General features: G+C 38.2%; 26 protein-coding genes. 5 read left to right on the top strand and 21 right to left on the bottom strand.

The window, feature by feature from the left end; genetic code table 11:
- Positions 1-1,234: 1,234 nt before the first annotated feature.
- The 17 genes from KB197_RS00750 to KB197_RS00670 all read right to left on the bottom strand — a co-directional run bounded on the left by KB197_RS00750 (position 1,235) and on the right by KB197_RS00670 (position 9,835).
- Positions 1,235-1,642, bottom strand: a complete 408-nt coding sequence (locus KB197_RS00750) for a DUF1492 domain-containing protein (protein ID WP_212573767.1) — start codon at positions 1,640-1,642, stop codon at positions 1,235-1,237.
- A 70-nt stretch (positions 1,643-1,712) separates the two neighbouring features.
- The gene (locus KB197_RS00745; RefSeq protein ID WP_212573768.1) at positions 1,713-2,084 is read right to left on the bottom strand and encodes a hypothetical protein; all 372 of its coding nucleotides are present in this window, start codon (positions 2,082-2,084) and stop codon (positions 1,713-1,715) included.
- Positions 2,081-2,341, bottom strand: coding sequence for a DUF1372 family protein (locus KB197_RS00740; RefSeq protein ID WP_212573769.1), 261 nt, complete (start codon positions 2,339-2,341; stop codon positions 2,081-2,083). The genes KB197_RS00745 and KB197_RS00740 overlap by 4 nt, the downstream gene beginning before the upstream one ends.
- Before the next feature lie 35 nt (positions 2,342-2,376).
- Positions 2,377-2,691: a hypothetical protein gene (locus KB197_RS00735; protein WP_084862247.1), complete on the bottom strand. Its 315-nt coding sequence runs from the start codon at positions 2,689-2,691 to the stop codon at positions 2,377-2,379.
- Positions 2,692-2,716: 25 nt separating this feature from the next.
- On the bottom strand, positions 2,717-3,232 hold the full coding sequence (locus tag KB197_RS00730) for a hypothetical protein (RefSeq protein WP_084862245.1): 516 nt from the start codon (positions 3,230-3,232) through the stop codon (positions 2,717-2,719).
- Positions 3,229-3,561, bottom strand: a complete 333-nt coding sequence (locus KB197_RS00725; RefSeq protein WP_084862243.1) for a hypothetical protein — start codon at positions 3,559-3,561, stop codon at positions 3,229-3,231. The genes KB197_RS00730 and KB197_RS00725 overlap by 4 nt, the downstream gene beginning before the upstream one ends.
- A 13-nt stretch (positions 3,562-3,574) precedes the next feature.
- Entirely contained in the window at positions 3,575-4,939 is a 1,365-nt protein-coding gene (locus KB197_RS00720; RefSeq protein ID WP_084862241.1) for a PcfJ domain-containing protein, read from the bottom strand.
- On the bottom strand, positions 4,936-5,400 hold the full coding sequence (locus KB197_RS00715) for a Cas9 inhibitor AcrIIA9 family protein (protein ID WP_084862239.1): 465 nt from the start codon (positions 5,398-5,400) through the stop codon (positions 4,936-4,938). Before KB197_RS00715 ends, KB197_RS00720 begins: the two co-directional genes overlap by 4 nt.
- Before the next feature lie 159 nt (positions 5,401-5,559).
- Positions 5,560-6,372 (bottom strand): PD-(D/E)XK nuclease-like domain-containing protein, encoded by an 813-nt coding sequence (locus tag KB197_RS00710; protein ID WP_212573770.1) that lies wholly within the window; start codon positions 6,370-6,372, stop codon positions 5,560-5,562.
- On the bottom strand, positions 6,369-7,565 hold the full coding sequence (locus KB197_RS00705) for a DUF1351 domain-containing protein (protein ID WP_212573771.1): 1,197 nt from the start codon (positions 7,563-7,565) through the stop codon (positions 6,369-6,371). Before KB197_RS00705 ends, KB197_RS00710 begins: the two co-directional genes overlap by 4 nt.
- A 1-nt stretch (position 7,566) precedes the next feature.
- Complete coding sequence (locus tag KB197_RS00700) at positions 7,567-8,442, bottom strand: recombinase RecT (protein ID WP_212573772.1); 876 nt, start codon at positions 8,440-8,442, stop codon at positions 7,567-7,569.
- Between the two features lie 169 nt (positions 8,443-8,611).
- Positions 8,612-8,797: a hypothetical protein gene (locus KB197_RS00695; RefSeq protein WP_078352975.1), complete on the bottom strand. Its 186-nt coding sequence runs from the start codon at positions 8,795-8,797 to the stop codon at positions 8,612-8,614.
- Complete coding sequence (locus KB197_RS00690) at positions 8,794-8,973, bottom strand: hypothetical protein (RefSeq protein WP_212573773.1); 180 nt, start codon at positions 8,971-8,973, stop codon at positions 8,794-8,796. Before KB197_RS00690 ends, KB197_RS00695 begins: the two co-directional genes overlap by 4 nt.
- Before the next feature lie 105 nt (positions 8,974-9,078).
- Positions 9,079-9,222 (bottom strand): hypothetical protein, encoded by a 144-nt coding sequence (locus tag KB197_RS00685; protein ID WP_000196747.1) that lies wholly within the window; start codon positions 9,220-9,222, stop codon positions 9,079-9,081.
- Entirely contained in the window at positions 9,215-9,469 is a 255-nt protein-coding gene (locus KB197_RS00680) for a hypothetical protein (protein ID WP_212573774.1), read from the bottom strand. Before KB197_RS00680 ends, KB197_RS00685 begins: the two co-directional genes overlap by 8 nt.
- On the bottom strand, positions 9,462-9,674 hold the full coding sequence (locus tag KB197_RS00675; protein WP_212573775.1) for a hypothetical protein: 213 nt from the start codon (positions 9,672-9,674) through the stop codon (positions 9,462-9,464). The genes KB197_RS00680 and KB197_RS00675 overlap by 8 nt, the downstream gene beginning before the upstream one ends.
- Positions 9,674-9,835, bottom strand: a complete 162-nt coding sequence (locus tag KB197_RS00670) for a BOW99_gp33 family protein (RefSeq protein WP_192856280.1) — start codon at positions 9,833-9,835, stop codon at positions 9,674-9,676. The genes KB197_RS00675 and KB197_RS00670 overlap by 1 nt, the downstream gene beginning before the upstream one ends.
- Before the next feature lie 107 nt (positions 9,836-9,942).
- Here KB197_RS00670 and KB197_RS00665 point away from each other — a divergent pair, with 107 nt between their 5' ends.
- On the top strand, positions 9,943-10,152 hold the full coding sequence (locus KB197_RS00665; RefSeq protein ID WP_084862223.1) for a hypothetical protein: 210 nt from the start codon (positions 9,943-9,945) through the stop codon (positions 10,150-10,152).
- On the opposite strand, the gene KB197_RS00660 is transcribed toward KB197_RS00665, so the two are convergent.
- Both KB197_RS00660 and KB197_RS00655 read right to left on the bottom strand, forming a co-directional pair.
- Complete coding sequence (locus KB197_RS00660) at positions 10,129-10,377, bottom strand: hypothetical protein (RefSeq protein WP_212573776.1); 249 nt, start codon at positions 10,375-10,377, stop codon at positions 10,129-10,131. The two genes, KB197_RS00665 and KB197_RS00660, sit on opposite strands and share 24 nt — an antisense overlap.
- Before the next feature lie 209 nt (positions 10,378-10,586).
- Positions 10,587-10,853, bottom strand: coding sequence for a transcriptional regulator (locus KB197_RS00655; protein WP_421127734.1), 267 nt, complete (start codon positions 10,851-10,853; stop codon positions 10,587-10,589).
- A gap of 178 nt (positions 10,854-11,031) precedes the next feature.
- On the opposite strand from KB197_RS00655, the gene KB197_RS00650 reads away from it, so the two are divergent.
- Positions 11,032-11,739: a hypothetical protein gene (locus tag KB197_RS00650; protein ID WP_212573777.1), complete on the top strand. Its 708-nt coding sequence runs from the start codon at positions 11,032-11,034 to the stop codon at positions 11,737-11,739.
- Here the strand turns inward: KB197_RS00650 and KB197_RS00645 are convergent.
- Positions 11,736-12,005, bottom strand: coding sequence for a hypothetical protein (locus KB197_RS00645; RefSeq protein ID WP_212573795.1), 270 nt, complete (start codon positions 12,003-12,005; stop codon positions 11,736-11,738). The genes KB197_RS00650 and KB197_RS00645 overlap by 4 nt on opposite strands.
- A 52-nt stretch (positions 12,006-12,057) precedes the next feature.
- Positions 12,058-12,270 (bottom strand): helix-turn-helix domain-containing protein, encoded by a 213-nt coding sequence (locus KB197_RS00640; protein ID WP_057595487.1) that lies wholly within the window; start codon positions 12,268-12,270, stop codon positions 12,058-12,060.
- A 164-nt stretch (positions 12,271-12,434) separates the two neighbouring features.
- Here KB197_RS00640 and KB197_RS00635 point away from each other — a divergent pair, with 164 nt between their 5' ends.
- From KB197_RS00635 to KB197_RS00625, 3 genes are all read left to right on the top strand, one after another.
- Positions 12,435-13,166: an XRE family transcriptional regulator gene (locus KB197_RS00635; protein ID WP_212573778.1), complete on the top strand. Its 732-nt coding sequence runs from the start codon at positions 12,435-12,437 to the stop codon at positions 13,164-13,166.
- Positions 13,167-13,177: 11 nt separating this feature from the next.
- Entirely contained in the window at positions 13,178-13,948 is a 771-nt protein-coding gene (locus KB197_RS00630; RefSeq protein WP_084862217.1) for a type II toxin-antitoxin system PemK/MazF family toxin, read from the top strand.
- Between the two features lie 267 nt (positions 13,949-14,215).
- Positions 14,216-15,661, top strand: a complete 1,446-nt coding sequence (locus KB197_RS00625; RefSeq protein ID WP_212573779.1) for a recombinase family protein — start codon at positions 14,216-14,218, stop codon at positions 15,659-15,661.
- Positions 15,662-15,736 lie beyond the last annotated feature (75 nt).

Below are 15,736 nucleotides of genomic sequence, written 5' to 3'. Positions count from 1 at the left end.
AAAAGCCACTCAAAGAGTGACTGTATGCGGTAAGTGGGTGCCTCCCCCACCAGAGCCTTATATAGCGCTACTTTATCTCTGTCCTACAGGTTAATCAGCCTAAATCTAATTACCGCCCTGTACCCCTATTGTGATAGCTACTCACAGAGACACAATTGGAACGACAGGACTCGAACCTGTGACGTCTCAATTCCCTAAGCAGGACTTAATCCGTCTACCATATATCCATTAACCAGCTTGAGACTACTGCTTTAAACGAGTGACTTTTGATAACTTATAGTTTATTATCTTGTCCACAAGTATTCCTACTTGTATCACTCATGCACGATTGGTTAGACCAATCACTCCTTACATCACAAACTACTAAGCCATTTTTCAATTAACGAAGACCCCGCTAAAAGTCTAAGCTGCTTTACTCTTTGACTTTACTCTCATCCTTGCGAGACTTGAGCAGGCAATCTAATTGCCGAAGTACACTTTCGTTTATGACGGGCGATGACTTTTGCTTTTTGAGTTTTTTCTATCTTGAATAGCATTAAATATAAAAAATCATCTTTTATCTATCACAGACACGCATCGCCATGTGTTTCATTCTCTTTTGAAGAACAAAATGCACAGCGCCTGCTTGTTATCGATTGTTTTGCGGACAATCGACTCACCTTACATACTTTTGGGAGGCACCCAATTTTTGTAAGATATGGTATTAAGCTCTTGTTGCACCTCGAACCAAATACCTCTTTCCTCTTATGGACTCGTCTCACAGTCAAACTGCCACATTTGTATTTCCTCAGCACCTTGCCGTTGGAATCTTTCTGCTTTAACTTCGCCCACCTATTCCAAAACTGAAATAGTTAAGATTAAATTGCTTAGATTGACCATTGCTGGCAGGATGTTTGATAGATTTAAAAACATCCTTTTCCTGAGTTACCACAGATTATCTAGGCTAAGCCCTAAAATGCAAGCAGACTACAGACTTGCGTGTTAATTAGAAATTACTTTTTTCTTTTTTTGTTTTGTGTAGTCTTTTTTGCGATATTAAAACATCCTACTCTATCGCCACTGGTAACCCAAGCCAGCAGTTTTTCAGAAGCTTTTCTAGGTCGTTGCCTAAGGTGCCTTTGCTTTAATTCTTGATACTACCATTCTAACAGATTATTGTTACAGTGCACATCAAGATTATTTTGATTAACACATATTCTCAAGATATTCTCAAGATAACTCAAGAAATTCCAAATTATTCCAAAATTACCTCCAGCTCTTCAATAGCAACCTTACGCATGCTGTAATACGAGCTCTTGCTGATTGATAACTTATCACAAATATCCTCGATATACATTTTAGTAATATATGTCATTCTTAGGATTGCCCTGTATTTTGGATTTTTAAGCCTGTTGATCATTCTACCTAATTCAAGCTTTCTGTTGATAACCTCTTTAGTATCCTGTTCTATAGCCTCTTTCATTACTACAAGCTGAGTATAGACGTCATCAATTTTTCTAGCTTGACCACCTTGGACTTTGACATCCGTCCATTTAGGACTTGAGAGCAAACCTGCCTCAAGCTCATTGATTTCATCTATACGGCTTCGGATGTCCATGTCCAGATCCTGCAACTCTTTCAAGAGTTCTTTAGCTTTGTTCACTCTCTGTCTCCTTTGTGATATAATAGTCTTTGCGAGAACTATTAGCTGAGACAGAGAATGTCTTGGCTTTTTAATGTGCAAATTCGCTGACCAGATCACAGATAAAGAGATTCCAATCAGATTCTCTAAAGGTCAAAAACCGATCTGCGGTCAAATTTCTAAGCCTTTTATAAAAGAGTATTTTTAGTTGGATTGACTCACCAGCACTCAGTAAGATATCAGAGAAACGACGTACTGAATGCACTCTATTTCCGTATCCAGAAATATCTAAATGTATTAATATTTCTGGATATGAACGTCCAACACTAGCTTCAACTTCGAACTCAACTTTAACTTCTTCTACAATTGGAATCTCGTTAAAAATTGGTCGTGCAGAAAACAATGGCGACGAAGTATCTTGCTTTTTTCTTCTTCCTAAATACGGATATTTTTTTGGTCTCATAATCTCACCTCATCTCCAACCCTCAAAGATTCGTAGCTTGTTTGCGTGACTACGAAAATGCCGTAATTTTGTACTGTGATAGTATACATGTCTCCAATCTTCTCCTTTTGTAAAACTCTGCCTTTGATTTCTGCTCCTTGATTGTCAGCTTTATAGACGATAATTGGGCGCTTTTCTTCTAATTTCTTAATATGGATACTCTGCCAAATATTCAATCCAGCAGACAATAATATCCATATAACTATAAATCGTTTCAATCTGTGACCTCTTTTTCTTGTATTGTGTCCTACTTCTAAAAAATATCAATTTTAGCCGTTTTTAATTCCAATATAACGTCAAATCTAATACAGTTTATTTTCTTAGTCATGTCAACCAAATCCACGTTAGGCTTGAAAAAATCGCTATAGACCAAGCAACGGTGGCAAATATCGTCTAAAGCCACTTTGGTTGCATCATCAAGAGTAAAGACTTGATTCACATTAAAAATAAAATCTCTAATGTTATCAAGCGCTTTAACGCTAATAACGTTGTTCTGCATATCCTTGTTAAAAACTTGGGTGCTTTTGACAAATTCAATGATTTTATTTTTAGTCACTTTGTCTTTCATTTTTCCACCTCCTCAATTTTATTCTCTAACTTATCTTGTGACTTTCTAGCTCACCGAATTCACGCCCTTGGTTCACGAAATACGAACCAATAAGGATCGCATCTGCCTCGTCGTCTTTGACATTCAGGTTGAATCCGTCTGAAACCTTAGCAACAGCCTGTATCTTCATTGATTTCTTACTTCGGTCTTTGTAGCTAAATTTCCAGTACTTGCGCCAGGTCGACACGTTCACGAAGTACACATTGTCAGCAATCAGTCGACCAAGGATGATACCTGTCACAATTCCGATGCTAATCATAGATTGTTGATTTGGTCCCATAACCGAGTTTTTCTCGACCACAATCGATTCAAAATGGCAGTCGTGTTTCTGGAGCGCTCTAGATTGAATCGCTCGCAGTTCGCTAGCCATGAAGCGCCCACGTTCAAAGAATGATTTGCTTTTATGCTTTAAGACACCACTCTGGACAAGGTCAGAGCCGTAAAATACGGCCCATCCTGTCGCAGTAGTTGAAATGTCTAACGATAATGTCAGAGATTTCATTGCAACTCTCCCTTGATTCCACAAAGGTCGAAGAGATTTCGCTTGTTGTTCTCGATGAACTCGAAGAACTTCTGAAGTTCGGCCAAGTGGCGTTTCTCCCTCTTGACTCCAAGGCTCGTATGATACTCTGTTGGTGTTTTCGGTGTTACCCTGATGTCTAGCCAATAAAGAGGCTCGAACACGTCGCCACTTGTGTCAAGAGAAGTGTCTGCGTCCGTATTTCTGAAATGCATCTGCATATCATATTCAATTTTGTTTGTAATCGTGATGTTCTTATCTACGATTTCTAGTGTGATACTTGTTCCTGGGATGTCGATTTTATTTAGCATTTATTTTTCTCCTTTATGCTACTTTTTTTACTAATTTCGTTTGCTTCATCCATTCTCTGGCTATGTCCCATACTTCAGCTGGTACATCTTGGTTATATTTGCCACGAAATTGAGCTATCTTCCCCTGCCTTACTTCGAGTGTGTAAAGAGGTTTTTTAGGTTGATTTGATAGACGGACAAACACTATTAAGGTATTCCCTTTAAAATGCTTGTCTGTGTATGAGCTTACGCAGTGGTGTAGCTTCTTGCCCTCATAGATAAGCTCGGCCACTTTTCTAGGGACATGGAATGCGTATCCCTGGATGGTCTTATCCATTCCTTCTCTGAGTTTAAATTCAGCTTCAAGTTGCTTGCGTTTCTTCTTATCTTCCAGTTTTTGTTTTTCTTCGACGAATTGATTGTATAATCCGACTGTGTGATTGTGCATTGCCGTAAAATCCTTTGGTACAAGCATAGCATCACCTTCAGGCTCAATGCCCATTTCTCGTAGCATCTTGAGATAGTCAAGGTATTCATTGAAGTCAATATGATTCTTGATAACCCAATTCTGAAACTTATTGATCCCGATACCTTTCGGTATGTGCTTGATATCGTGGTAAGTCAGATAAGACTCAATGCCAGGCACTAGTTGGCCGTTCCGTTCTTTTAATCGACGGCTCAATTCAAATTCATTGAAACTACGATTCGAGTTCTTAAAGAATTGTTTGTTCTTTTGAAGCCATCTGCGGTTCAAGGTTCGCATATCTACATTTCTTGTAAATCCAATTCTGTAATCTGGATACATGATTTCGTTGGCTAATCTATAAGCATGAATTTTCTGAGCAAATTCAATTTCAAACTTATATTTGTAAAGCCGTTCAATTTCCCAATAGTAAATATTCCCGAACTTCAAATATTTGAGTTCAGATACCTTTTTAAGTTTTTCAACCCAGTTGTTTGGATAGAATATATTACCTGTATAATATCCTCCGCTAAAGAAATTAGCGAAAAGATACGGATAAAATTGTCCGTTGTAATCTTGGCCAATCTTCACATGTTTGTCATTTTCGAATCGCTCCAAATTTGTAAAATGCCAATCGATAAATTGTTTTCCTTCAACCAACTTCGACCTGAATTCATAAGATTGTATTTCGATACGTTTCGAAGTGCTGAGAATGATAGAGAAAAAGTAAGTCTTGTCATAAAAAGTGAGCCGTGACGACTTTATCAGTCGCTTTTCAATACAATGACCAAGATTCAAATCTGAAGCAATTATGGTCTTGTCCTTATTGGTCCATTTGTACGTTGTGATTTGCGAATAGCACCAGCTCCAGAAGTTTGCAGGTGGTTTCAATCGTCTATCAGCTTCTCGCTTGCATTGTTCGTTGATCTTGCTCATGCTAATTCTTCAAAAAGGTCCAATTGGCCTTCGACTACTCCTTTCTCCTTCTTAATTTTAGGTTTCTTGATGATATCATCGTCTGGACCAGCGCCTTTTCTAATTTTGGCCACGTCAATCTTCTCTTCTTGAGAATTCTGAGGTTTTTCTTTCTTGATAGATTCGACTGGTACCTGTTCAATGTTGGATACTTGTGAATTTGAAATAAAATAATCTCGAATCCATCCAAAAACAGTCTCATCATCGATACAAGCCACTCCGTTTTCAGCGAAGTTTCGAGCTTTTTCTTTCGCATATTTTAGAGCGCATGTCAGAGAATATCGCTCTTTTAAGATGCCTTGAAATAGTTCTTCATCTTCCTGGTCACAAATCCAGTTATGAATGCGATCAAGTGCGATATCGTGTGGTTTATTTAATTCCTCTAGCAACTTGGCCAGGGCTTTTTCTTTGATTTCATTCATGTTATTTCAAAAAAATGCGACTGCCTTTGTGATAATTGGCTAAATACGGGCAGTCGCTCGTCCAAGGTCACATGACCTTCATTGACGTTTTCTAGTTCGCAGTTTTACAAGAATACACGGCTTGTTTATTTTTGAGTTGTTTCCCAAAGAGATAGATCATCAAATCACCTCCACACGCTGGCTCAAAGCTTTTGTTTTGCAGTATTCACAATGGCCGCATGGCTTTGCCTTCTCTTCGCCTCGCTTGACCTTATCAAGATGCTGAATCAGCATAGACAGCTCAGTCAGCTCATAGTCGAGTTTTTCCTGCGATTGGAAAACAATCGCCCGGGTATCAGGCGTCGACTCTTTCGTCACTGCGTAAATAATAGGGGTGAACTCTTTGCCGTACTGATTTTCCAGCATCTTCTTGTAAGCAGCCATTTGAAGGACATATCCCCAAGCCTCGAACCAGCGGACTTGAATATTTCGTCCGCTTGCTTCATCCTGAACCCAGACCATACTATCAATGTCAGATTTCGTGGTCTTAATATCCACGAAATACCCTTTTTCAACATTGAGGCAGTCAATCTTACCTTTGAATTCCACTCCTTCGATTTCGCCTGTGACAGCAACCTCTTTCTGACCGACATAAAACTCCATAAATTGCTTGTCGGCCTCCAGTTGCTCAATCATGCGCTGGCCGACCAAGAAGTCAGATTTTAACTGACCTTTGGTCTTTCCGGCTTTTGAAATCATGACATCTGTGTTTTCATCCATAAATTTCTTATGTACTTCTGGACTTTCAAAATAGCTGTGGACCATGTTCCCGACCAAGAGAGCTGTGTTGTCTCTCTGGTCTTCCCATTCTCCTTCCAGCTCCGCTAACGCCCGTGCTTCGCACTCTCTAAATCGCTTATATTGCGAGATAGACCAGTAGCGACGTGCTGAAGCTGCTGAATAGTAGTCTTTACCAAGTAAATCCATTGTCATTCCATTTCCACCCTTTCAGCCTTGCTTGCCATTTCAGGCATTACTCGGACAATAATCCCTAACTCTTGAGAAATAGCCTTGAATTGCTCTTTGACTTGACGCATATTTTTTTCAGGGAAAATAATTTCCATATTTTGGTATCGATAACCATATTTTTTAGCCACATCATCAGAAGCCATATTTTGCGATTTTCGGCCTGTTTCTTGCTCTAGGGTATGATTGCCCCCTGAACTGCTTTCTGACCCAAATTCAGGATGATTTTGGGCGTAGAATTGACCCTGAGTATCTTGTTCCGCTTCTGCTTTAGTCCGTCTAAGCTCATCTGCATCTGCATGTAAGATATCGATAGTATCCAAAGCAGAGCGACCCTCTCTTAGCAAATCAACGTACTTTTCAGGGTTCAAATCTTTAGCTACCGCGATAGCAGTCATTTCATCAATACGCTTTTTTAGTTCGGTTTCCGCTTTAGTTCTTTCAGCTAATGCCTTATCATCAAAAATTGCCTGCAAAACATCAACAAGTTTCGCTCCCTGGTCATAACTGCGAATGTAGACAGTAGGTCCGAAACCAGCTTTAGCTGCCGCTTCTGTAATCTGGATAAGTCCAGCTTCACGTTGTTGCTTCTTAGTAGCTTCTTCTGCAACCAATCCGACAATCATCTTAGAAGTAGCTTGATTGATTCGCACATTATCGGCCATAAAACACTTCTTCTTGCTGAAATCGTCAAAGTAAATAGCAAATAATTTGATGTCAAGTTCTGTACCACTTTCTGCGATTGCAGATTCAAAAGCTTTTCTGACCGTTTCCTTTCGGGCTTCTGTTTCTCTCTCCTCAAACTCCCTGATTTGATTTTTAATGTCTGTCTGCAAAGTTTTGATAGGGTCTAATATGCTATCAACCCAAGCCTTTGCTTCGTCAAGAGGTTTAGAGTATTCTGAAAGCTGGTTTTTAAGTTCTTGTTCAATCTGACGCTGTACTCGTCCCAACTCGTCTTTTACTTTAATGTCATCTGATAAAGTTTCTTCTGTAACGATATAGCCAGTGTATTTCTTTTTATAAGACTCTAAAGCTTGCTCCAAAACTTCTTTGCCTTGGATTTCGATTTCAGCGGCTTTTAGAGTAAAACCAATCTCTAAATCTGTTACTGGAACGAGTTCTAGACTATCCGTTACATCTTTTAATTCTTCAACCATTTTAGAAATCCTCCCCTTCTAGCATGTCCATTTGACCATTTTCTGGCTCCTTATCAATTACTTCGCCTGTTTCTTCTGGAGCACCTAACAAATCAGATAGATTGTCGGATTCTGGAGGTGTGACATCCTTTGCTCTCTTCACTTCGTTTACGTTGGAATCTTCGTTATCGGCCATAATAGCTTCCTGTAACTCAATTGAGAGAGGAGCATACTTACTTAGAAGTTCCTTGATAAGTGTTTTTTGAGCCATGGCATCAAATTCGGTCTTCCAAGGAGTTCCTGGTTTAAAATCTCCAATCTGCTTGTCGTAGGTTTTAGAATATTTCTGAGCATGTGCTATGACTTTTTCTTTTTTCCAAAAAATCATCTTTCGAAATCCATTGATCAATTCCAAACTTGCAAAATATCCCTCAACCTCTCCGCTATCAACTTGCTCTTCTTTGAGGTGTAACGTGCCATAAACTTTGTCGTATCGCAAAAATTCCTCTTTGTAAACGATGTCGCAGTTTATGTTTCTGATTTGTCCACTACGTTGCGCCAATTGGATAAAACCTCTGTAACCCATTTGGAATTGCGCTTCGTTTATTTTTACCCAAGTGTTCCCGTGCTTCTCGCTTCTGTTATACGGTACTACGTATGCCATTCCAAGGCTTGGCTCAATCGGTAGTTTTAAAGTCGCTGCTTTCATGGCAGCGTTCATGATGCTTGTATTTGTAGCTTTAGCTAGGTGACTATTATTGTTTATAATCGACAACAAACTTGCAACGAACTGTGTCTCACTTCCGTCCAATACCGACTTAAATTTTTCTAACGCCGCTGGACTTTTGAATGCTTGTTGCGGTGTTAATGTATCGAATTTAGCTATTTCATTTGCCATTTTATTTTCTCCTTAAATTGTGTAAAGCTCTTCGCCTGTTTCATCATCACAAATTCCTAGACCGCCTAACGCTCTATAATTTTGTGCAACTTGGTTCCAGTAGCTCATGTTTTGAAAGTATGTTGATTCTGATATTTGCTCGTAACTCATTTTCTTCTACCTTTTTCTTTTAGTAATTAAACATTGTCCCACAGTATCCAGCATCTTCTAATGCTAATTTTCGAAAATAATGTAACATGTCGTTAATACTCATTTTTCTAACCATTTTCTCGGTTAGATACTCGCCGTCAGTTTCTGCTTTCATTTCCTCTCTAAGTTCTTGTTTCCATTTTTTGTAATATAATCGTTTTTTCATTTCTTTCTTCCTTTCGTCTTCTTAAGGTTCCAATTTTCACGTTTTATACGTCTATTTTCGTTTTGCAATTTTAAAATAATATTTTGTTGCTCATTGATAATTTCTCCGAGTTCTTGGCCAAGATGGATATATTCAGCTCGCCAATTATCGATTTCTGCGTGTAGTTCATGAATCATATTTCATCACCCACATATCGATACTGACCACATCCAACATAGATGTACTCGCTTGGGTCGAGTTCTTCTCGCTCTTCGGGTGGTTGCATCATATCTCTGTCATAATCAAACATGAGCATACACCTTTCCAAGTTCCAGAACTCGCTTCACATATCTGGCCTTTGACGTTAGCCCGAGATCCAGCAATTCGTTTTTTTCTTCATGATTGGCCAAAAGCCATACACGGTTTTCAAGTTCAATTCTAGTCATCTTCCTGCTCCACCTCTTCAATTTTCACTTCGCTATTTAGACGCTTCATCGCTTCATCTACCGACTTGCCGTCCAGAACATCCTTGAGCACGTGGCTCACATCGTGCATTGTTTGAGCCTTCGCCTTGCTTCTTTCAGTCTCTGGCATCAAGCCCATATCTTGTAGAGCTAGAAACGCAAGGCTGAAAGCGTTCATTTCTTTCTGAAGTTGTTTGATTTTTTTAATTGCTTTTAGTGCTTTAAACATATTGTTCTCCTTTTTCGATTTGTTCTTTTTCTTTGTAGATTGCCAATTCTTGCTTCAAATTGTAGATTTCTTGCTCGAAAGCAAAGCGACGTTTGCGCTCCTCAAATAGTTCTGTCATGAGTTCGACCGCTACCTCTCGCCAGTCAAGGTTAATTGATTTAATAACACCTTCGAGTCTGAGTTTTAACTTAGTAAGTAATTTCATTAAGCTACGCCCTCTTCGTTAGATTGCTTGTTTATGCCTAAAATAATGTCATAGTACGAATGACCGGCAGGGATGACATATCCTGTTAAGTCTTCAATGACTGAACCATCTGCCATGATGTTTACAATTCTTGGTTTCCATTCCTTTTTTACTGTTTTCATGATATAATTACCTCGTAACTGTTTTACTGAGTCCCTCAATGGAATTGCCGTTCCAGAGGGGCTTTTTTGCTATAATTAACTTATCCTAAACGAAAGGAGGATAAGTGATGAGTTTTAATCAAACTCTCGCTGATAAAATTCTTGAGTTTGCTGCGCTTGAGCCATCTATCCCAGTAGGTACAGGGCACGACTTCCACGCTCCAGAATTTGAGGAAGATGATTTCAAAGATACCGCCAAGCAACTGATTTCATCTGGTCAAATCACTGGTTTACTCAAGGAAGATTTCAGTGGTCTATTCATTGAGTTCAGACAGTAATGTTTGAACTCCTACAACTGCCATCATCTCATCTACATCAATAACATCTGGTGTAAATGTGACGGTGGCTTTTGGTTTTCCGTTCGCAGGCATTTCTAGTCTGAAGCCAGTGACCCCTCTGCCAAGCTCCCAGTCATTAATTTTTACTGAATAACCTGACGAATTAAGAGATTGACCTTCAGTAGGTTCTTGTTTGGGTTTAATACTTAGTTTTAATTGCTTCACGAGTACTCCTTTCCAATTCTGCAAAGTCCTAAAATTGAAATTTTAAATTTCTCTCTTTTATTTATTAAGAGAAGTAGGACTTGTTGTTAGTTAATATTTATTGTTATTTAATACTTGTTGTTAGTTAGTATTTATTAGTGCCTTATTTTACTGATTTGTAAAATACAGATTTGTAAAATACAGATTTGTAAAATAAGGAAATGTAACTGCTAATCTGTGGATAACTTTTGTAAAGCCTCCTCTAATCTCTGTAGCATAATTTCAAATTGAAAATCGGTAATTTTAACATCTGAGAAGAACCGAAAGACCTGAACTCCTTTTCCTCGTCCAAGACTTTTTTTAAAAGTTCTGAGATAACCGGCCTTCTCTATCTTCTTGAAATGTCTATCTACCATATCCCGACTTACACCTTTTCTTTTAGCTATCTCATCCGGATAGACTTGCCAGTTGGGGTGATTAGCTAAAATAACCATCATAATACCAACGGCTGTAAAATCCAGCGCAGGATCGTTGATAAAGCTATTACTAACAGCAGTATAATTTTCAGTTGCATTCTTGAAAGATAAATTGACAATCTAAATTTTTAAAATCTGTCATACAGTCTCCTTTCTAAATTTGGTATAATAAAAATAATAAAATGATTGGAGAAAAATTATGTTTAGATTTCAATTACCTAATGCTAAAGATTGGTTTTATTTCTATGGTGTCTCTAAGAGTGTCCACCCACTCGTAATGCTTAATCTACCTCATATAGCAAATAAGATTTTCCCTGGTATTGTTGATAAGAAATTATATATTGTTGATGCTGAAATCGTCGATGCACCGATGACATTTGCAGATAATCACATCATTTTTTTATCAACCGAAGGTTCAGACCTCTATGCCAGAAACGTTTACCAAGTAGCTCATGAGTTGTGCCATTTTTACATCAATGCCAGTGCTAAGCAGCGGACGATGTTTTGGTTCGAGGAAGTGATTTGTGAAATGACAGCTCATTATTTTTTAGAAGAATATTCAAATCAAAACATATGGGATAAACATTCAAGGAGTATGCCATATTTGCAATACAGTCAAGAAAGCCTACTTGATATTGAAGTCTTCAATCACAAAAGATTAGTAAAATATCAATCCGACGAAATCATTCATCTTATCCAAAATTATACAGACCGCCCTAAAAATAGATACTTAGCAACACTGCTACTCCCTATTTTTAAAGAGTTTCCGGCACTCTTTACAGAATTACCTAAATTAGCAAATCTGTATGGAATACCCGATTTTGAACTATTTTTAAACGCATGGCATGATGCTGTTGAGCGTGAAAATAAACCAGCCGTTCAAAAGATAATTGAAATTTTTTGTTAAACACCTAAATCCCCGGTCATAAGCTCATTCACTGGCAAACCCACAGCAAGACGTTCGTCGTTGTTGAGCGCCCTTGGGCCAACAGCACCTTTTGCAGAGCCTATACCATAATCAACGATTCCTTTGCCAGCAGATAAAGCTCCAATGATCTCGTCTTTAATCTCTGCTTGTGGTTCTAAAATTTTTTCAATTTCATCCACTTTTTCAGCAATATATGTTACAGTCCTCAGTATCTCGTTGAGGGCTGTTCTTTCTAGTTCATTCATGTTTACTCCTTTCTTATGTTGTTGTTTTCGAAACTTTCTTTCTAAAAAAATACTAGAAATCTTCCATTTTGATGTCTAGTAGTTTTGAAAGTTTGCTAGCTTCCGAAAATGTGAAATCACGTCCACGGTAACGATTGACTTTCATGTTAAAAGTTGACTTGTCCATATCCAACTGTTCAGCAATTTCTTTTTGTTTCATTCCTTTTGAAACAATAATGCTTTTTAAATTTAGATACGGCTTATCTAGCACCATTACACCGCTCATAGGCCTCTCCTTTCCAAGTTGTCGTTTTCGCAACTTTGTTTTATGGTTCTAGTATATACCAACTTTGTTTCGTTGTCAACAACTTTTTTTATTTTTTTAAAAAATGTTTGCGAAAACGAAACTTTTATAGTATAATGATTATTAAGAAATGAGGAAGTGGAAAAATGATTGGAAACAAAATCAGAGAACTTAGAAAGAAACATAACTTAACTCTTGATGAGTTAGCTAATAACTTAAATAATAGGTATCCTGATACTATGAACTTTAATAAAGGGAAAATTTCTAAATGGGAAAATGACAAAGAAGAGCCAAGGCTTTCATCAGTCAGAGTCCTTGCTGATTATTTCGACGTACCTTTAGATTATTTCAACGGCAATGAGGCTAAAATCTTGCCGATCTACAACAAACTAGAAGAACCAAGGCAGGAGAAAGTCCTTAATTATGCTAAGGAGCAACTTGAGGAGCAAGAGAACTCTAATATTATTTCTATGTTTGACAAGCCTCAAGAGGACGAAGACTACATTACTGATTATGTAGAGGGACTGGTTGCTGCAGGTCATGGAACATTTCAGGAAGATAATCTGCATATGGAGGTAAGACTAAGAGCTGAAGACGTACCAGAGGAATATGACACGATAGCTAAGGTGGCAGGTGATAGCATGGAGCCACTCATAGAAGATAATGACTTATTATTTATCAGAGTAGCTAGTCAAATTGATGTCAACTCAATCGGTATTTTCCAAGTGAACGGCAAGAACTTCGTCAAAAAGCTTAAAAGAGATTATGACGGTTCCTGGTACTTGCAAAGTCTAAATAGTGGATACGAAGAAATCCATCTGACAGAAAACGACGACATCCGTACAATCGGAGAGGTCGTAGATATTTATAAAGTGTAGGGGTTCTGAATTTGGGAAAAATAGAAAACCTTGCCCTACTATCCGAGGCAACCGAACGGCTTATAAGTTTTGTAAAAGATAATCCCCATTACCATAAATGTTATGGAATGGGGCAAAGTCTTTTGAATTATGTTGAGCAGTTAGAAAGAGACCTACATAAAAAAAGGCGTCGTTACAAGACATATGCTCCAGGAACTATAGTATATGTCCATTTTGGGATGAATTTTGGAGAGGAATTTTCAAAAACACATTATGCTATCACACTCTCTAAAAACGATAGGAAAGATAAGCGGACTATAACTGTTATTCCTTTAACGTCTAAACCAGGTAAAGATAAACTAAAACTTGATTTTGAATTTTCAAGAGAACTCTTTTATTTAACTTACGAATTAGCAACTACGTCTGCTAGAAAGATAAATGACGAACTCCTAGAGGAAATAAATTCCGTTTTACCTGATAATATTGCACCTATCACTGATATAACAGATATGCCTTACTTATTCGAAAACATAGATAAGTACTACGATACATTGAAAACTGTTTATCAGAAAAAGAAAAAATCTACTGAACTATTAGAAAAAGCTAACGAGCAAATGGATAGATTTCAGAAGAGTTTAGAGAAGACGACTTACGCAGCCTTAGATTGCATAACTACTATTGATAAAAATAAAATAGAACCACGAACATCAGAAATTGATGTTTTATCAGCTACAGTTATCGGAGATAGGCAACTGAGAAAATTATCGGACGCAATTAGCGAACGGATTATATTTGACAATTAAATAGAAATTTTGATAAAATACAGTTGGATTACCTAGATGAACTCATCTAGTGCAAAATACGGCAGGTAGCTCCTGCCTCGGTCACAGCTGTACAATAATTGTGCAGCTTTTTTGATTACACAAACAAAAAAAGCCCCACGCTCAAAGATTGGACCCAGAGAGCGTGAGGCTAGCGACAAGAAAAACTTTTCAAAAGATATTACCTTTTGAGATGTTTTCTTGTACCCATTTTATCATTTTTTAGGAAATTTTGAAAGAGGTACTACAATGAAAACTACAAATAAAGTAGCTATATATGTCAGGGTGTCTACCACCTCGCAAGTTGAGGAGGGGTACTCTATCGACGAGCAAAAAGCCAAGCTCTCTAGCTACTGCGATATCAAAGACTGGAATGTATACAAGATATACACTGATGGGGGATTTTCAGGAGCAAATACTGACAGACCAGCGCTAGAGGGACTTATCAAAGACGCTAAAAAAAGAAAGTTTGATACAGTGCTAGTCTATAAGCTGGACCGTCTTAGCCGTAGTCAAAAAGACACGCTTTACTTAATTGAAGATATTTTCATAAAGAATAATATAGCGTTTTTGAGTCTGCAGGAGAATTTTGACACCTCTACACCTTTTGGTAAGGCTATGATTGGGCTCTTGAGCGTCTTTGCTCAGCTAGAAAGGGAGCAAATCAAGGAACGCATGCAACTTGGGAAAATAGGACGTGCCAAGGCTGGAAAATCCATGATGTGGGCTAAAACATCCTATGGATACGACTACCACAGAGAGACAGGAACTATCACTATCAATCCAGCTCAGGCTCTGGCCATTAAGTTTATCTTTGAGAGTTACCTGAGAGGGAGATCCATTACAAAATTAAGAGATGACCTAAACGAGAAATTTCCCAAAGAAATTGATTGGAGCTATCGGGCGGTCAGAGCCATACTAGATAACCCTGTCTACTGTGGTTTCAATCAGTTCAAGGGAGAGATTTATCCAGGTAATCATGAGCCGATAATCACAGAGGAAGTTTATAACAAGACCAAGGAGGAACTGAAGGTCAGGCAAAGGACAGCAGCAGAGAATGTCAATCCTAGACCATTCCAAGCTAAGTACATTCTATCAGGTATCGCCCAATGTGGCTACTGTGGTGCTCCTTTAAAAATTATGTTAGGCGTAAAGAGGAAAGATGGGAGCAGGTTAAAAAAATATGAATGCCATCAAAGGCACCCACGAACGCTGAGAGGCGTTACTACCTATAACGACAATAAAAAGTGTGACTCAGGATTTTACTACAAAGACAAGCTAGAGGCCTATGTGCTAGAAGAAATAAGCAAACTACAAGATAACGCTGATTACCTGGACAAAATATTTTCAGGAGACAATGCTGAGACCATAGACCGTGAGAGCTATAAGAAACAAATAGAGGAGCTATCAAAGAAACTGAGCAGACTTAACGATTTATACATAGATGACCGCATTACCCTTGAAGAATTACAGAGCAAGTCAGCCGAATTTATAAGCATGAGGGCTACTCTTGAGACTGAACTGGAAAACGATCCAGCACTCAGGAAGAACAAAAGAAAGGCTGATATGAGGAATCTGCTAAACGCTGAAAAAGTGTTTTCAATGGACTACGAAGGTCAAAAGGTACTTGTTAGAGGGCTTATAAACAAGGTTCAGGTAACAGCTGAGGACATTGTCATCAAGTGGAAAATATAAATAATTTTAGTAACCTACATCTCCACAAGTGTGAAAGCCTTCACTTTCGCTTTTTTCAAGAATGTCATGAGTTTT

It is taken from the genome of Streptococcus sp. 11-4097 (genome assembly GCF_018215285.2).
In the GTDB taxonomy this organism is placed as follows: domain Bacteria; phylum Bacillota; class Bacilli; order Lactobacillales; family Streptococcaceae; genus Streptococcus.
Note: the sequence above shows the minus strand (reverse complement) of the source record. Positions and strands in the feature narration are given on the sequence as shown.

What these genes read in the sequence shown, in the direction of transcription:
- KB197_RS00745 (WP_212573768.1), bottom strand. Translation starts at nt 2,084, where the DNA reads ATGAGACCAAAAAAATATCCGTATTTAGGAAGAAGAAAAAAGCAAGAT.
- KB197_RS00735 (WP_084862247.1), bottom strand. Translation starts at nt 2,691, where the DNA reads ATGAAAGACAAAGTGACTAAAAATAAAATCATTGAATTTGTCAAAAGC.
- KB197_RS00730 (WP_084862245.1), bottom strand. Translation starts at nt 3,232, where the DNA reads ATGAAATCTCTGACATTATCGTTAGACATTTCAACTACTGCGACAGGA.
- KB197_RS00725 (WP_084862243.1), bottom strand. Translation starts at nt 3,561, where the DNA reads ATGCTAAATAAAATCGACATCCCAGGAACAAGTATCACACTAGAAATC.
- KB197_RS00720 (WP_084862241.1), bottom strand. Translation starts at nt 4,939, where the DNA reads ATGAGCAAGATCAACGAACAATGCAAGCGAGAAGCTGATAGACGATTG.
- KB197_RS00715 (WP_084862239.1), bottom strand. Translation starts at nt 5,400, where the DNA reads ATGAATGAAATCAAAGAAAAAGCCCTGGCCAAGTTGCTAGAGGAATTA.
- KB197_RS00710 (WP_212573770.1), bottom strand. Translation starts at nt 6,372, where the DNA reads ATGACAATGGATTTACTTGGTAAAGACTACTATTCAGCAGCTTCAGCA.
- KB197_RS00705 (WP_212573771.1), bottom strand. Translation starts at nt 7,565, where the DNA reads ATGGTTGAAGAATTAAAAGATGTAACGGATAGTCTAGAACTCGTTCCA.
- KB197_RS00700 (WP_212573772.1), bottom strand. Translation starts at nt 8,442, where the DNA reads ATGGCAAATGAAATAGCTAAATTCGATACATTAACACCGCAACAAGCA.
- KB197_RS00695 (WP_078352975.1), bottom strand. Translation starts at nt 8,797, where the DNA reads ATGAAAAAACGATTATATTACAAAAAATGGAAACAAGAACTTAGAGAG.
- KB197_RS00690 (WP_212573773.1), bottom strand. Translation starts at nt 8,973, where the DNA reads ATGATTCATGAACTACACGCAGAAATCGATAATTGGCGAGCTGAATAT.
- KB197_RS00685 (WP_000196747.1), bottom strand. Translation starts at nt 9,222, where the DNA reads ATGACTAGAATTGAACTTGAAAACCGTGTATGGCTTTTGGCCAATCAT.
- KB197_RS00680 (WP_212573774.1), bottom strand. Translation starts at nt 9,469, where the DNA reads ATGTTTAAAGCACTAAAAGCAATTAAAAAAATCAAACAACTTCAGAAA.
- KB197_RS00675 (WP_212573775.1), bottom strand. Translation starts at nt 9,674, where the DNA reads ATGAAATTACTTACTAAGTTAAAACTCAGACTCGAAGGTGTTATTAAA.
- KB197_RS00670 (WP_192856280.1), bottom strand. Translation starts at nt 9,835, where the DNA reads ATGAAAACAGTAAAAAAGGAATGGAAACCAAGAATTGTAAACATCATG.
- KB197_RS00665 (WP_084862223.1), top strand. Translation starts at nt 9,943, where the DNA reads ATGAGTTTTAATCAAACTCTCGCTGATAAAATTCTTGAGTTTGCTGCG.
- KB197_RS00655 (WP_421127734.1), bottom strand. Translation starts at nt 10,853, where the DNA reads ATGATGGTTATTTTAGCTAATCACCCCAACTGGCAAGTCTATCCGGAT.
- KB197_RS00650 (WP_212573777.1), top strand. Translation starts at nt 11,032, where the DNA reads ATGTTTAGATTTCAATTACCTAATGCTAAAGATTGGTTTTATTTCTAT.
- KB197_RS00645 (WP_212573795.1), bottom strand. Translation starts at nt 12,005, where the DNA reads ATGAATGAACTAGAAAGAACAGCCCTCAACGAGATACTGAGGACTGTA.
- KB197_RS00640 (WP_057595487.1), bottom strand. Translation starts at nt 12,270, where the DNA reads ATGAGCGGTGTAATGGTGCTAGATAAGCCGTATCTAAATTTAAAAAGC.
- KB197_RS00635 (WP_212573778.1), top strand. Translation starts at nt 12,435, where the DNA reads ATGATTGGAAACAAAATCAGAGAACTTAGAAAGAAACATAACTTAACT.
- KB197_RS00625 (WP_212573779.1), top strand. Translation starts at nt 14,216, where the DNA reads ATGAAAACTACAAATAAAGTAGCTATATATGTCAGGGTGTCTACCACC.